This is a genomic window from Natrinema pellirubrum DSM 15624 (assembly GCF_000230735.2).
Taxonomy (GTDB): Archaea; Halobacteriota; Halobacteria; order Halobacteriales; family Natrialbaceae; genus Natrinema; species Natrinema pellirubrum.
The window spans coordinates 978,406-992,598 of sequence record NC_019962.1 but is presented as its reverse complement, the minus strand read 5'-3'; the positions used below and the strand labels follow the sequence as shown (position 1 = coordinate 992,598).

The following is a 14,193-nucleotide window of genomic DNA, read 5'->3' as shown; positions in this document are numbered from 1 at the left end:
ACGATCGTTATAAATGTTACCAACGATTTCACGAACGATGGGGAATAGGTAGATCGAGACGGGAGGTTCGCCGCCAAATCGCCGTCAGTGACGGTGTGGCAAAAGTGAGTTACGAGTGTTGGCTCGGCGGCGATAAAATAAAGAGTGAGGTGACCGTAGGTCCGGTGAACGAATGGCACGGGACACCGAGGTCCTCGTCCTCGGCGGCGGCTCGACCGGCTGTGGGATCGCCCGCGATCTGGCGACCCGCGGTCTCGAGGTCACGCTCGTCGAACGGGGGACCCTCACGGACGGAACCACCGGTCGGATGCACGGCCTGTTACACAGCGGCGGCCGCTATGCCGTCTCCGATCAGGCCAGCGCGACCGAATGTATCGAGGAGAACGAAACGCTCCGGGAGATCGCCGGGCACTGTGTCGAGGAGACCGGCGGCCTGTTCGTCCAGCGACCCGAGGACTCGGACGACTACTTCCGGGCAAAACTCGAGGGCTGTCGCGACTGCGGGATTCCGGCACGGGTCCTCTCGGGGCGGGAGGCCCGCGAGATCGAACCCTACCTCGCCGAGGACGTCGAACGGGCGATCGAGGTGCCCGACGGCGCGGTCGACCCGTTCCGGCTCTGTGTCGCGAACGCGATCGACGCCGAGGCCCACGGCGCGCGGATCGAAACGCACGCCGAGGTGATCGACCTCCTGCGAGAGGGCGACGACGTCTACGGGGTCGAAGTCCGCCACGGTGCCGGGCCCGGCAAGCGGACCGACGCCGCGGCCGGGACCACTGAGGAGATCACCGCCGAGTACGTCGTCAACGCGACCGGCGCGTGGGCGGGCCAGATCGGCGCGATGGCCGACCTCGAGATCGAGGTCCGCCCCTCCAAGGGCGTCATGACGATCATGAACGTCCGGCAGGTCGACACCGTCATCAACCGCTGTCGGCCGAAGGGTGACGCCGACATCATCGTCCCACACGAGACGACCGCGATCCTGGGGACGACCGACGAGGAAGTCGCGGATCCGGACGACTACCCCGAGGAACAGTGGGAGGTCGAGGCGATGATCGACACGCTCTCGGAACTGGTGCCGATCCTCGCCGAATCACGGACCATCCGCTCGTTCTGGGGCGTTCGCCCGCTCTACGAGCCGCCGGGAACCGGCACACAGGATCCGACCGACATCACGCGCGATTTCTTCCTGCTCGATCACGCCGACCGCGACGGCGTCGCCGGTATGTCAAGCATCGTCGGCGGCAAGTTCACCACGTACCGGGCGATGGCCGAGGAGATCGCCGACCACGTCTGCGAGCAACTGGGCGTTACAGCCTCGTGTTCGACCGCCGACGAACCCCTGCCCGGCAGCGAGAACCTCGCACGGCTCGAGGCGGGGATGGACGACTTCGGGCTGCGCTCGCCGGTGGCCCGCCGGAGCAAGCAACGGCTGGGGAGTCGGGCGAGCGAGGTCCTCGAAACCGACGAGCCGAACCCGGTGATCTGCCAGTGTGAGGGCGTGACCCGCGCGGAGGTCCGCGACGCGATCGAGGGGTCGGGCGCGGACCTGAACGCCGTCCGTATCCGGACGCGGGCCTCGATGGGGAACTGCCAGGGCGGCTTCTGCTGTCAGAACATGGCCCACGAACTCCACCCCGAGTACGACGAGGCGACGGTCCGGGCGGCGCTCGACGAACTCTTCGCCGAGCGCTGGAAAGGGCAGCGCCACGCCCTGTGGGGCGAACAGCTCTCGCAGGCGATGCTCAACTACGCCCTGCACGCGACGACGATGAACCGCGATCGCGACCCCGCGAGCGCGAGCGAGGACGTCGAGTTCGCGGCGTTCGACGACGGCGTGGCTCGAGGGATCGAGTCCCGGGGGGACGACTGAATGGCTATCGAGGACGACGTCCTCGTCGTCGGCGGCGGGCTGGCCGGCGTGACCGCCGCACTGGCCGCGGCCGAGCGGGACGTCCGGGTTCGGCTCGTCTCCCACAAGGAGAGTACGCTCCGTCACGCCAGCGGCCTGATCGACGTACTTGGGTACACGCCGACGGGCGAGGGACCGCTCGCGGACCCGTTCGCCGCCCTCGAGACGCTCCCTGAGGGCCATCCCTACGAACGAGTCGGAACCGAGGCGGTCCGCGACGCCCTCGCCTTCTTCGACGGGATCGCGGGCGAGGCCTACGCGGGCGCACACACCGACTCGAACGCGCTCGTGCCGACCCACGGCGGGACGGTCAAACCGACCGCGCGGTACCCAGCCGCGACCGCCGCCGGGCTGGCGAGCGATGACCGCGACGCCCTGCTGGTCGGCTTCGGCACGCTGCCGGACTTCGAGGCCCCGCTGGCGGCGGCCCATCTCGAGGCTGCCGGGGTCCCCTTCGACGCCCGCGGAGTCACAGTCCGTTTTCCGGGTATCGAGCGCGACGACGCGAAAGTCACGCGCTATGCCCACCTGCTCGACCGCGACGAACCCGTCGAGACGGCGGCCGGCGAGTCCACCGCGCGCGCGGCGCTGGCCGAGACGGTCCGACCCCATCTCGAGGGCGAATCCCGCGTCGGCTTCCCGGCGATCCTCGGCGACGACAGCGCCGACGCGGTCCGAGCCGACCTCGCCGACCGGCTCGGCGTCGACGTCTTCGAGATTCCGATGGGACCGCCGAGCCTGCCCGGGCTGCGCCTCGAGGACCTGCTGTTCGATGCGCTCGAAGACGCTGGCGTCCGCGTGACGACGGGGGTTCCGGTCGTCGACTACGAGACCGCGGCCGACGGGACGGGCTCGAGCGACCCCGCGCGGATCGACCGCGTCACCGTCGACCGCAACGGGAGCGAGATCCCCCACACCGCCGACCAGTACATTCTCGCGACCGGCGGGCTCGTGGGGAAGGGCGTGCAGTCGGACCGAGAGCGCGTCGAAGAGCCGGTCTTCGACTGTCACGTCCCCCACCCCGCCGACCGGTACGACTGGTTCGTCGACGACGTCTTTGATGACCAGCCCTACGCCCGCTTCGGCCTGCCGGTCGACCGCGATCTCCGCCCGCTCGATTCGGACGACGCCCTCGAGTTCGCGAACCTCCGTGCGGCCGGCGCGGTACTCGGTGGCTACGACTTCGCGGCCGAGAAGTCCGGCAGTGGCGTCTCGCTCGCGACGGGCTACGTCGCGGGCCGGCGCGCCGCGGAGGGGTGTCGATGAACGAGACGACGGATTTCGGACGACCCATTCAGGTGATCCAATGAGCGACGCAGAACGACCGACCGACGACAGTAGCGACGAGTTCGAACCGATCGAGGTCTTTCCGGAGGCCGGCGAAACCGACCTTCGACCGGGGGCCGACGACTGCTACAAGTGTTCGACCTGCGATACCGAGTGTCCGGTCGCCGAGGTCGACGACGAGTTCCCCGGTCCGAAGTTCCAGGGACCCGAGCAGTGGCGGCTCAAACGACAGGACGATCACGACATCGACGAGTCGGTGATGAAGTGTTCGAACTGCATGCGGTGTGACAGCGCCTGTCCATCGGACGTGCCGCTCTCGCAGATGCACAACACCGCCCGCGCCGAGTACGTCGAGGAGAACATGAGCAAACTCTCCCGGGAGTACTGGCGCAACCGGATGCTCGCGAACTACCGCCGACTTGCCCCACTGGGAGCCATGTTCCCCCGGACGGCGAACTTCGTGACCGGACTCTCGGCGACCCAGTGGCTCGGCGAAAAGCTGCTCGGCATCACGAGCGAGCGGGACTTCCCCTCCTTCGCGACCGAGACCTTCCGCGAGTGGTGGACCGCACGGGGCGGCGCACAGGTCGAGAACCCCGAGAAGCGTATCGCGTACTTCCACGGCTGTTACTCGAACTACAACACCCCCGAGGTCGCGAAGGCGCTCGTCCGCGTCTACGAACACTTCGGCTACGAGATCATGGTCCCCGACCAGGACTGTTCGGGGACCCCGATGTTCGCCAATGGCATGCTCGAGGACGCCCGTCGCGCTGCCGAGACGAACGTCCGGGAACTCGCCGCAGCGATCGACGAGGGGGCCGACATCGTCGCCTCCTGTAGCTCGTGTTCGATGTCGCTGCGCCAGGAGTATCCCGAACTGTTCGATTTCGAGGACACCGAGGCCGTCGCCGCAAACACCTGGGACGCCGTCGAATACCTGCGGGTCCACGAGGACCTCGAGGCCGAACTCGAGGGAACGTCGGTCGGCGAGGAGTTCGACGACTTCGCCTACCACGCACCGTGTCACGCCCGCAATCAGGGACTCGACGGCCAGACGGTCGAACTGCTCGCCGCTATCGACGGCGTCGAGGCCCACGACGTCGGCGACTCCTGTTCGGGCATCTCCGGCACCTACGGCTGGAAGGAGGAGAACTACGAAACCTCCATGGAGATCGGCGCGGAGATGTTCGACCACATGGACGAGGCCGACGCGGAAGCAGGGTTGACGGAGTGTCCGACCTGCTCGATGCAGATGGAACACGGCACCGGCTACGAGATCACCCACACCCTCGAGGTGCTGGCTGCGGCGCTCGTCGGGGACGGGACGGGCGCGAACGCGACGGGGGCACGCGCGGAGTAATGGACCTGCAGGAACGGATCGCCAGACGGCGGTCGGCCCGGGAGGGAAGACGGCTCGTCGTCGACCGCAACGCGCTCAGCCCGGTCGTCCACCGGCCGGAGCCGATCGGCCGGGGCCCGGTCCTCGAGCAGTTGCTGGACGCCCTCGAGCCGGTCTTCGACGGCGAGTTGCCGCCCCCGGTCGCCGTCGTCGGGCCGCCCGGCTCCGGGACGTCGGCGATTACGACGGCACTGTTCGACGCCATGAACGAGGGGTTCGGCGGCTCGAGCCGTGCGATCGAGACGACGACCCGCGGCGGAACCACCGGCCCGGCGACCTGGTTCGTCACCGTCGACGGCCGCCGGGTCGGGAGCCCCTTCGCGTTCTATCGCGCGGTGCTGTCGGGGCTCTCGAGCGAGCGGGTCCCCGAGAGCGGCGTCGGGACCGACGACCTGCGTGACCGGCTTCGCGAGCGGCTGACTCGCGGCGATCGGCGCGCGGTCGTCGCAGTCGACCACCACGATGAGTCCGAGGCCCTCGGCCCGGACCGGGCCCGCGAGCTGCTTGCGCCCGTCACAGAGCGAGTCACTGTCGTCGCGGTCGGGGCGTCCGAACCGGCCGGTCACGAGGGAGCGACCGTCACCGTCCCGGCCTACCGGGATCACGAACTCGTCGACGTGATCACCGATCGCGTCTCGACGGGGCTCGCCGCGGGCGCGCTCGATCACGACGCCGTCCGCGACCTCGCAGCCTGGGCCGACGGGAACGCCCACGACGCCCTTGCGGCGCTGTTCGGTGCGGCCGTCCTCGCCAGCGAGGACGACGCCGATCGGATCGAGCGGCCCCACCTCGAACGGGCCCGTGCGGCCGTCCCCGACGACGGCGTCCACGTCGGCCGGGCGCTGGCACTTTCGGAAACCCGCCAGCGTGTGCTGTCGGCACTGGTCGCCCTCGAGCCGGACGACCGGCCGATCGACGAGATCGCGGCCGCCATCGCCGACCGGTCGTCGCTGACCGCCGGGACCGTCGAGCGGTTCCTGTACGAACTCGCGGACCGGGGCGTCGTCGAACGAATGCCCGTGGCGGTACGGTCGGGCGGCAGCGGTCGCCGGCCGAGTACGGTCGAGCCGCGGTTTCCGACGATCGCGTTCCGCGCGCTGACGACGGCCGACGGCAACTGATCGACGCGCTAGCCGGCAGGGTCGTCGTACTCGAGTCCGCTTGTGTATCGGTTCGCCAGCAGAACGGCGACGACGCCGACGGCCCCCGCCGCCACCGCAATCGGCAGTGTCGCGGTCGGTTCCGAGCCGACGTTGGTCGCTATCTCGGTCGCCGGCAGGCGCAACGCCCCGACCATCAAACTCACCAGAAAAGCAAGCGTCGCTGCCCGGTAGGACTCGAGCGCGCGTCGAACGACGTGTGCCATCGTAAACAGGCCGATCACCGTCCCGAGCAAGTACAGCGCGACGACGGTCCCCGACTCGACGACCGACCCGGCGGTCCCGCCGCCGGCCAGCCCGAGCAGGCCGTCGACGAACGCGGTCAGCGATGCAGTCATGAACTCGTACTGACCCAGTAGCAGCAGGAAGAAGGCCCCGGAGATCCCCGGGAGGATCATCGCACAGACCGCGATCGCGCCCGCGAGGACGACCATCACCGGCCCGTGTGAGACGCCGGTCGCAGTCACACCCGTGATCGCGGCGGCGATCGCGATCCCCGCGATCGAGACGGCGAGTCGCCGGCCGGTCCAGCGGCTGATCTCGCCGTACAACACGATCGCCGACGCACCGATCAGTCCGAAGAAAAAACCGTAGGTCGGCACCGGATACTCGGTTACCGCAGTGTGTAATACCCGCGACAACACCACGATCGCCGTCGCGATCCCCAGTCCGAGCGCCGCCAGAAAGCCGGCGTCGATCCGCTCGAGTTCGGCTCGTAGGGCCGCCCGCTGGGCTGGATCGTGGAGCCGCCACGCCGATCGAAACGTTCGGGGATCGATCGTCGTGATCGCCCGAATCAACCGATCGTAGATCCCGAGAATCAGTGCGATCGTCGCGCCCGAAACGCCGGGGACGACGTCGGCAGATCCCATGGAGAACCCCTTCAAGTAGACGGCGAAAAGCTCCCGCATCGTCGATGTTTGGGGCGGATCTCGCAAAAGCCTTCTTCCCGGCAGCTCCGATCGGCGACCGTCCGATCAGGTCGCCGGCTCGGCGGCGATCGGCGCGACGGCCGCCGACGTCTCGTTGTCCGTCGATCCGTCGTCAGTCGTGCCGTCGTCGGTCGATTCGCCGTCGTCCGTTCCGTCGCCAGCGGTTTCGTTCCCAGCGGTTTCGTTGCTCTCGTTGCCCGTGTCGGTCTCGATCTCCTCGAGGGAGACATCGACCGACTCGCCGTCGACGACGGCCGGCTCCGGAACCGTCGTTTCGCCGCCGTACTGGACGGTCTCGTTGCCGGACGGCGCGATCGCTCGAACGGTGTAGTTGCCCAGCGCCTCGACGCTGCTGTCGGTGTAGCCGTCCTCGACGCCGAGTTCGTCGTTCGTCGCGTACGGGACGGTCACCTCGAAGCTGCCGTCCGCGTCCACGTCGGCGGTCTGTCTGTAGGAGAACGTCCGTCCGGTGCCGGTCTCGAGCGGGACGCTGACTACGGCCGTGGCGTTGTCGGCGTCGATCGACTCGGCGTCGACGCTACCGGTGATCGTCGCGCCCGCGACGCGTTCGTAGGTCTTGACTCTCGACTCGACGTGGGCGTCCCACATCGGAACGCCGAGTTGCTGATACACCTGGTCGCTGCTTCGGGCCTGTGCGAGCTGTTGCTGAATCGCTGCCGTCTGGTTGCTCCAGCCGGTGTCGAGGTCCTGTCCGGTCGCCCGGTTGTACCGGCTAATCGGCAGGGAGTAGTGGGGGAGTCGCTGATTGCCCACCTGCATCCCGCCGACGATCGCGTAGTCGTCGCTCTCGTGGACCAGCCGATAGTGTTCCATGCCGGCCGCGTCCTGCCGATACAGCGACGCGGTCGTCGTGTTCTCGTAGACCTCGTTCCCGCTCGGAAGCTGGATCGAGCTGTTTCCAGCTTGGAACTGTTCGCTCTGAACGTACGCGCTGTAATCGGGCCCGGACCACGCCGTGATCGCACTGAACTTCCCGCCGGCCATCTGGTCGTCGATCATCACGTATCGTATCCCTTCGCCCTCCTGAGAGTCGTTGCCGACGGCTCCCTCGAGTTCCTCGGTCGATCGATTCACGACGGGTTCACCGGCGGCGATCCCATCGAGGATCAGTTCCGCTTCCGCCTCGGACTGGGCAGTCAGGAACTCGGAAGACGACCGCGCGTTCTGCTGGAACGGGTTCGAATGGGGGATCCGTTCGCCCTGGGTCGTTATCAGGTGGCCGTAGTCCCACCACGACATGACGCCGTAGGCCCCGTCGGGATACTCGTAATCACCGTCCTCTGGGGTGTAGCTCCCGTAGTAGTCGAGCTTATCGGCGTTGTTCGAACCGCCGTAGTTACCCGGTGCCGGCGTGTTCTCCGCGAGCCACTCGTTGGACTCCTCCCAGGCCATCGCGTCGGGGTGCGGTTGAGCGCCCTCGGCGTTCCCCCAGGCCGTTCCCGATGCCAGCGGCGGTAACAACGGCGCAAACAGTAACAAGACCACGAGGATGACGACGACCACCTGATAGGTCTCGATCGACCTGAGCGATTCGATGCCGCCCCTGATATCGAGATCGAACAGCCGAACCACGTCCGCGACGAACGCGGCGTTAACGACCGCGACAGCGAGAACGAGGTAGTACGCAAACCGAAGCTGTGTGGCCGCCATACTGGTCAGGAACAGCGACCAGACGATCACCAGCGTATACTCGGCGCGATACTCGCGGCCGAGAAGTGGCCGCACGACGAGCAACACGAGCCCCGCGACCATCGTGTAGAACGCGGCACCGAACTCGTCGAAGACGTGAGAGAGGAACTGATCCGGTGGCTTGGCCTCACCGATCGTGAGGTCCGTTGCCGTCCCGCCGATCGGGAGAACCCGGCGCACCGCGTTGCCGACGATCGTATCGAACAGGCCGGGCAGGACGAGCCACGCCCCCACTCCGATCACACCGAGGAGGCCGGCGATGGCGACGGGGTAGTACTGGCGCTCGAGATCACGGTTGTTCCACTCACGGGCGAGCCACGCCATGAACACGCAGCCGGCGGCCACGAGGAAAGCGGCGAGTGGCTGGAGGAGGCCTAACGACGTCGACCCCGTACTGCCGGGCCGTTCGATCAACAGGATCGACAACAGCCCCGTGACGCCAAGGCTTACTGCCCCGACGAAGGCGACGTGGTCGGGCGAAACGCCCCGGAGATAATCGACACAGAGCTGTACGGTAAAGAAGAGGCCGAAGATCCCGATCAGAAGAACCGCCGACGGCCAGACCCAGATATACAAGGTCATCGCAATCCCCGCGAGTGTGCTGTAGACGAGTGGGGACCGGAGGGTGTCCCAGTCGCGGTCGACGACGAGTTCGTAGATCGGCTTGTCCCGTTCGGCCACGCGCAACGCGACCATCATCGCCAGGACTGCGATCGCCATGAACAGCACCTCGCCGACGTGGTGGTCGAGCTGCCCCACCAACGAGCGCCGAAGGAAGGTCCCGGGAGCGAGCGCGAGGACGAGAATCGAAACGATGCCGCCGATCGTCCCGCCGAGTCGCCGCCCGGCGTAGAAGACCGGGATCGCGACGAGCGCGGCCATGACCGGAACCGCAAGCAGCGAAACCGTATACAGGGTCTCGGGTGACGGATCACCGAGGCCGACGATCATCGCTACCGTGACGATGAGTTGGTCGAACAGCGTCCCGAACTGGCCCACGTAGTTGCCGGACGGGAACCCGGTCCAGACCTCGTAGGGCATCGTGTGCGGGTAGTTTTCGGCAGTCCAGTTGATCGTTCGCCAGTGATACCACGAGTCGATACCGGACAGCGCGGGCTGTCCGCCGTCCGTGACGAACCGGTCGTACATCTGGGTTCGGACCCAGACCATAAACAGCATCACGACCCCGACGATGGGGATATGATACCAGTCTCGCCACGCCTCGAGGGTGGAGGTTTCTGCTCCTTCATCGACGTGTTCGGTGTCCATACTCATTAGGTTCCACCAGACCCAAGCCAAGAATAAGCCTTGTCATATACGCGTCGCCGTTTGATACCCCGTCTAACGACGGAGTCGGATGGACGATACTCCGGTTTTCGGACCGTTCCTCCGCCGAGCGGGTCACTGAAGGAAAAGGCTTATTCTCGCGTCTCCGAAATCGAGTCCCGATGAAGGTCTCCGTCGTCATCTGTACGTACGCGATGGACCGGTACGACGTCTTCTCGGAGTGCGTCGACAGCGTCCTCGCACAGACCTACGACCCCCTCGAGATCGTCCTCGTCGTCGACGGCAACGAGCCGGTCTTCGACCGCGTGAGAGATGACTACGGGGACCTCGAGGACGTCGTCCTCCACTGTAACGACGAGAATCACGGCATCTCCTACAGCCGGACCCGCGGAGCCGAGATCGCGACCGGCGACGTGGTCGCGTTCATCGATGACGACGCCGTCGCCGAAGAGGACTGGGTCGCGGAATTGGCTCGAGTCTACGCCGAGACCGACGCCATCGCGGTCGGCGGCCACGTCGCCTCCGACTGGGTGACCGAAAAACCCGACTTCTTCCCCGCGGAGTTCTACTGGCTTGTCGGCTGTGACGAGCGCGGAATGGGCGATCACATGGAGGAACTTCGCAACACCTACGGTTCGAACATCTCCTACCGGCGGGACGTCTTTCTCGCCGTCGGCGGCTACGACGAAAATACGGGCCGGAAAGGCGACCGCCACATCCAGGCCCACGAAGCGCCGGTCTGTATCCGGATGGCGAACGCGTACGGCAAGGGCGTGATCTACAACACCGACGCCGTCGTCCATCACAAACTGTTCGATTATCGGGGCGACTTCCAGTGGCTCGTGTTCCGAGCCTTCTGGCAGGGCTACTCGAAACGGATCATGGACCTGCTGTTACCCGAGGCGAAAGGCGACAAAAACGAGTACCTGCAACAGCTCATGCTCGAGTTCGTTCCGGATCGGCTATCCGACCTCTTGCGACGCCCGTCGAGTGCGAAGGTCAAACAGCTTATTACGATCTTCGTATTCACCGCTGCGGTCGGCTTCGGCTACCTGTATGGACTTGCGGAAGTGGATCGGGCGGAACTGACCGCCGAGCGTGACGCGCCGAGCGGCGCGTGACTACCTGCAGTCGACTCAATCGCCGGTTTCGTACGACTCGTACCAATCGGGCGTGATAGCGGCGCTCGCAACCGCGGTATCGACTGCCTCCCGCATCCCCTCGTGGAACGCATCCACGGAGAACCGGTCGGCGAAGGCGGCAATCTCAGCCGGCGACCACTCGACCCCCTCCGTCTCGAACCGGCGAATCGTCTCGGCCAGCGAGGGCCCGGCTTCGCCAGCTCGCGTGTGACAGTAGCCGTTCCTCCCGTCGACGACCTGGAACTGTGTCATTCCTTCCTCGACGCCGAGCAGCGGCGTGCCGGCCGCCAGCGCTTCGACCGGGGCGATCCCGAAGTCTTCGTCGCGGCCGTTGAACACGAAGGCCTTCGCGCCCGACAGCAGACGTCGTTTCTCGGCCTCGTCGACGTAACCGAGAAACTCGATGTTGTCGCCGGCCAATCGCTCGAGGCGCTCGCGTTCGGGACCGTCGCCGGCAACGAGCAATCGACTCTCGAGGTCGTTGAACGCTCTGACGATCCCGTCGACGTCCTTGTGCCAGTCCAACCGAGAGAGAGTCGCGTAGTACTCGCCGGTCTCCTCGTCGTCCGGATCGTACTCGTGGGTATCGACGGGCGGATAGACGACGCTGATTTTCTCGCTCGGCACACCCCAGTAGCGCTCGAGGCGGCGCTTGACGAGTTCGGAGTTGACGACGTAGCGATCGGGACGGTGGGTGTTGTGGTCGAACAGGACCCGGATCGCGTAATGAAGGAGCAGTCGGAGCCGGGGGAACCGAGCGGATTCGACCTCAGTGATCTGGTCGGACTGTCTGCGGTTCGTGTGATGGATGTAGGCGACCCAGGTCTGCTCGGTCGGAGCGACGTAAAACAGCGGCTCGTTTCCGCTCGTGACGAGGACGTCGTACTCCCGGAGCGGCTCGGCGAGCTGCCATCCCACGAGATGCGCGAGCTGTCGCGCCAGCCCGCCCCGCTCGAGGGCATGGTTCAGTAATCGGCCCCGGATGAGCTGTTCGGCCTCGATGTCGGTCGGCTCGATCGACTCGTCGCGCCAGCCGACGTAAAAGGGTGCGTCCTCGAAGACGCGGGCGAGTTCCCAGGCGAGGCGATCACCGCCACCGTTGGCGTGTTCGCCCCAGTGTGCGACCGCCAGTCCTCGGCCGCCAGGTCCGAAATCGATCATTACACCCGTCTTCTAAACCGACGGCCATATCCTTCACGGGTTGATCGGTGGCTGCGGGGGCGGCCGTTCGTCGTCAGTCACGCAGGACTCGCTCGTAGACCTCATGAAACTGCGGCACGACGACGTCGGGGTGATACCGGTCGTCGACGAACTGGCGATTCTCCCGGCCGATCCGGTCGCGGTTTGCAGCGGCGTATTCGATGCTCTCGCTCAGGCTCGCCGGATCACCGGGCGTCGCCAGCAGTTCCGACTGCGGGATGGTGTCGGCCGGGCCGCCGATATCGGTTGCGACGACGGGCAACCCGGCCTGCATCGCCTCGAGGATCGTCCTGCCGAACGGCTCCGGCCAGACGCCGGGGTGGACGAACACGTCCGCGTCAGCGTACGCCCGTGTGACTTTCTCATAGGGGACCGAACCGGTGAACTCGATTCTGTCGGCCGCGGCGGTACCCGCGGCCCGCTCCGTCAGGGCGTCCCGCTCCGGGCCGTCGCCGACGACCGTCAGTTCGACCTGCTCGGGGAGCTGGTCCATCGCATCGATCAGATACCGAACGCCTTTCGTGTCCCGAAGATAGCCGACGTACAGTAACCGGACCCGGTCGGTCTCTTCGGAGCCATCGTCCGGGACGGAAAACGACGGATCGAGCATGTTCGGGATTACCTCGTAATTGGCGCTGTCGAGGCCGTTGTTTCGGTAGACTTGCTCGACGGCACTGCTGAGTGGCAGGAACAGGTCGATGTTTTGCAGCTGATCCAGCAGGCGGGGCCGTTCGAGACGCAACAGCGTCCGCTCGTACAGTCGACGCTTGAACGAGGGGGTCACGTTCACCTCGGCCCAGTCGACGAGTGGGTACGCGTTCAGCGTCGCCACCGCGGGAACGTCGAGCGCCGCGGAGAGCCGTCCCACGGCAGGATGGAGGTGCATGTTGTACGCGTGAATTACGTCGGGGTCCGGCCCGACCGCCCTGAGCTTCCGGTAGGCGATCTCGTTCGGCAGGCTGTAGGGATACTGGGGAACGTCCGCGAGCCGGAAGACCGGAACCCCTCCAACCGTCTCCGTCGATTTGCCGTCGAACGAGTAGACGACGACTTCGTCGACGGCGTCTCGAGCGTGGAGTTGTTCGGCGAGCAAGCGAGCGCTGATCTCGCCGCCGCCGGCGTGGGTCGGCGGGTATCGTGGGGTGACGAGGGCAAGTCGTGTCATTCATTGCCCCTCATCTGTGTTCGGTTGGCTTGCCTCAACGAAATAGTTCGCGCGGCGGTCGCCGAGGTACTCGAGTTCAAAGCCCAACTCCTGAAGGAGCGTTTCCGCCTCCTTAGCACTGCCCCCGATCTCTCGTATCTTCTCCGTGTGTATCTCACAGAAGATACGACAACAGGCCGGATCGCTGAGCGTCTCGCGAAGCCCCTCGGGTTCGAGATATTCGGCTCCCCCGATATCGATTTTGCAGACGTTCGGCGGCGAGAGACCGCGTTCGTTGACGAGGTCGTCGCCGCGTCGCGTCTCGATCTCGATGGTCCCATCACCCTCGTCAGTGAATTAGTGCCCCGTCTGTCCCTCCACAGCCATCCGGCTCGTGCCGTTGGCGTCCGACAGTGCGACGTTAAAGGTCTCAACCGGACATCGTTTCGGTCGATGTTCCGATAGAGACCGTCGTAGGCGTCCGACGTGGGTTCAAAGGCGATGACGCGCCCCGAACTCAACTGGCTGCCGACTAGACAGGAGTAGATGCCGATATTCGCACCGATGTTGTAGAATACATTGTCCGCCTCGACGATCGATAAGACGCGTTCGATAAGTAATCGTTCGGAGCGGATGTCATCAACGAAGTCGTGTCGGTCCAGGTGGCGACTGGACATGTCAAACCCGGTGCTTGCATTATCGATCGTATACCGATTGCACTCGGGTTTTATCAGTTGACAAGTTGAACCGAAACGGCTGGCGAATTTCTTTCGAGTTTCGTTGGTGACCGCTCCCATGCCTTCTAAGCGGAACAGCCGATATTCCCGATGTAGGAGGGCCATAGTTACTTTATAACCTAGCTTTGCTACAAGTACCTGACGCTCCGTCCTCACCTGTTATAGCGAGCGCTTGGCCTGTTCGAAGAAATTTTTTTCTGGCGGCATCTGTGACGCTTCAAACTCCGTACGATCCGATGTCTGTAACGGATATCTCTGCCTACGAGATGATGTGGCCCCTTGG

Annotated in this window: 10 protein-coding genes; 5 read left to right on the top strand and 5 right to left on the bottom strand. The window is 65.6% G+C overall.

Annotated features, from left to right (window positions below; translation table 11 throughout):
- Positions 1 to 172 precede the first annotated feature (172 nt).
- Genes glpA through NATPE_RS04895 form a run of 4 tightly spaced genes read left to right on the top strand, consistent with a single transcriptional unit; the run spans position 173 to position 5,719 of the window.
- Positions 173 to 1,873, top strand: a complete 1,701-nt coding sequence (gene glpA, locus NATPE_RS04910) for an anaerobic glycerol-3-phosphate dehydrogenase subunit GlpA (protein ID WP_006179876.1) — start codon at positions 173 to 175, stop codon at positions 1,871 to 1,873.
- Positions 1,874 to 3,178, top strand: a complete 1,305-nt coding sequence (gene glpB / locus NATPE_RS04905; protein WP_006179877.1) for a glycerol-3-phosphate dehydrogenase subunit GlpB — start codon at positions 1,874 to 1,876, stop codon at positions 3,176 to 3,178.
- A 40-nt stretch (positions 3,179 to 3,218) separates the two neighbouring features.
- A complete protein-coding gene (locus tag NATPE_RS04900) occupies positions 3,219 to 4,559 on the top strand; it encodes an anaerobic glycerol-3-phosphate dehydrogenase subunit C (RefSeq protein ID WP_006179878.1) in 1,341 nt (446 codons plus the stop codon).
- Positions 4,559 to 5,719: a Cdc6/Cdc18 family protein gene (locus NATPE_RS04895; RefSeq protein ID WP_006179879.1), complete on the top strand. Its 1,161-nt coding sequence runs from the start codon at positions 4,559 to 4,561 to the stop codon at positions 5,717 to 5,719. The genes NATPE_RS04900 and NATPE_RS04895 overlap by 1 nt, the downstream gene beginning before the upstream one ends.
- Before the next feature lie 8 nt (positions 5,720 to 5,727).
- Here NATPE_RS04895 and NATPE_RS04890 read toward each other — a convergent pair whose 3' ends face one another.
- Both NATPE_RS04890 and NATPE_RS04885 read right to left on the bottom strand, forming a co-directional pair.
- The gene (locus NATPE_RS04890) at positions 5,728 to 6,669 is read right to left on the bottom strand and encodes a DUF368 domain-containing protein (protein WP_006179880.1); all 942 of its coding nucleotides are present in this window, start codon (positions 6,667 to 6,669) and stop codon (positions 5,728 to 5,730) included.
- A 66-nt stretch (positions 6,670 to 6,735) separates the two neighbouring features.
- A complete protein-coding gene (locus tag NATPE_RS04885; RefSeq protein ID WP_015298785.1) occupies positions 6,736 to 9,675 on the bottom strand; it encodes an oligosaccharyl transferase, archaeosortase A system-associated in 2,940 nt (979 codons plus the stop codon).
- A gap of 173 nt (positions 9,676 to 9,848) precedes the next feature.
- On the opposite strand from NATPE_RS04885, the gene aglG reads away from it, so the two are divergent.
- Entirely contained in the window at positions 9,849 to 10,808 is a 960-nt protein-coding gene (gene aglG / locus NATPE_RS04880) for a glucosyl-dolichyl phosphate glucuronosyltransferase (RefSeq protein ID WP_006179882.1), read from the top strand.
- Between the two features lie 15 nt (positions 10,809 to 10,823).
- Here the strand turns inward: aglG and NATPE_RS04875 are convergent, their stop codons facing one another.
- From NATPE_RS04875 to NATPE_RS22945, 3 genes are all read right to left on the bottom strand, one after another.
- Positions 10,824 to 11,990 (bottom strand): glycosyltransferase, encoded by a 1,167-nt coding sequence (locus tag NATPE_RS04875; protein WP_006179883.1) that lies wholly within the window; start codon positions 11,988 to 11,990, stop codon positions 10,824 to 10,826.
- A gap of 73 nt (positions 11,991 to 12,063) precedes the next feature.
- Complete coding sequence (locus NATPE_RS04870) at positions 12,064 to 13,194, bottom strand: glycosyltransferase family 4 protein (protein WP_006179884.1); 1,131 nt, start codon at positions 13,192 to 13,194, stop codon at positions 12,064 to 12,066.
- Positions 13,195 to 13,500, bottom strand: coding sequence for an FkbM family methyltransferase (locus NATPE_RS22945; protein ID WP_241432724.1), 306 nt, complete (start codon positions 13,498 to 13,500; stop codon positions 13,195 to 13,197).
- Positions 13,501 to 14,193: the final 693 nt, after the last annotated feature.

What these genes read in the sequence shown, in the direction of transcription:
- glpA (WP_006179876.1), top strand. Translation starts at nt 173, where the DNA reads ATGGCACGGGACACCGAGGTCCTCGTCCTCGGCGGCGGCTCGACCGGC.
- glpB (WP_006179877.1), top strand. Translation starts at nt 1,874, where the DNA reads ATGGCTATCGAGGACGACGTCCTCGTCGTCGGCGGCGGGCTGGCCGGC.
- NATPE_RS04900 (WP_006179878.1), top strand. Translation starts at nt 3,219, where the DNA reads ATGAGCGACGCAGAACGACCGACCGACGACAGTAGCGACGAGTTCGAA.
- NATPE_RS04895 (WP_006179879.1), top strand. Translation starts at nt 4,559, where the DNA reads ATGGACCTGCAGGAACGGATCGCCAGACGGCGGTCGGCCCGGGAGGGA.
- NATPE_RS04890 (WP_006179880.1), bottom strand. Translation starts at nt 6,669, where the DNA reads ATGCGGGAGCTTTTCGCCGTCTACTTGAAGGGGTTCTCCATGGGATCT.
- NATPE_RS04885 (WP_015298785.1), bottom strand. Translation starts at nt 9,675, where the DNA reads ATGAGTATGGACACCGAACACGTCGATGAAGGAGCAGAAACCTCCACC.
- aglG (WP_006179882.1), top strand. Translation starts at nt 9,849, where the DNA reads ATGAAGGTCTCCGTCGTCATCTGTACGTACGCGATGGACCGGTACGAC.
- NATPE_RS04875 (WP_006179883.1), bottom strand. Translation starts at nt 11,990, where the DNA reads ATGATCGATTTCGGACCTGGCGGCCGAGGACTGGCGGTCGCACACTGG.
- NATPE_RS04870 (WP_006179884.1), bottom strand. Translation starts at nt 13,194, where the DNA reads ATGACACGACTTGCCCTCGTCACCCCACGATACCCGCCGACCCACGCC.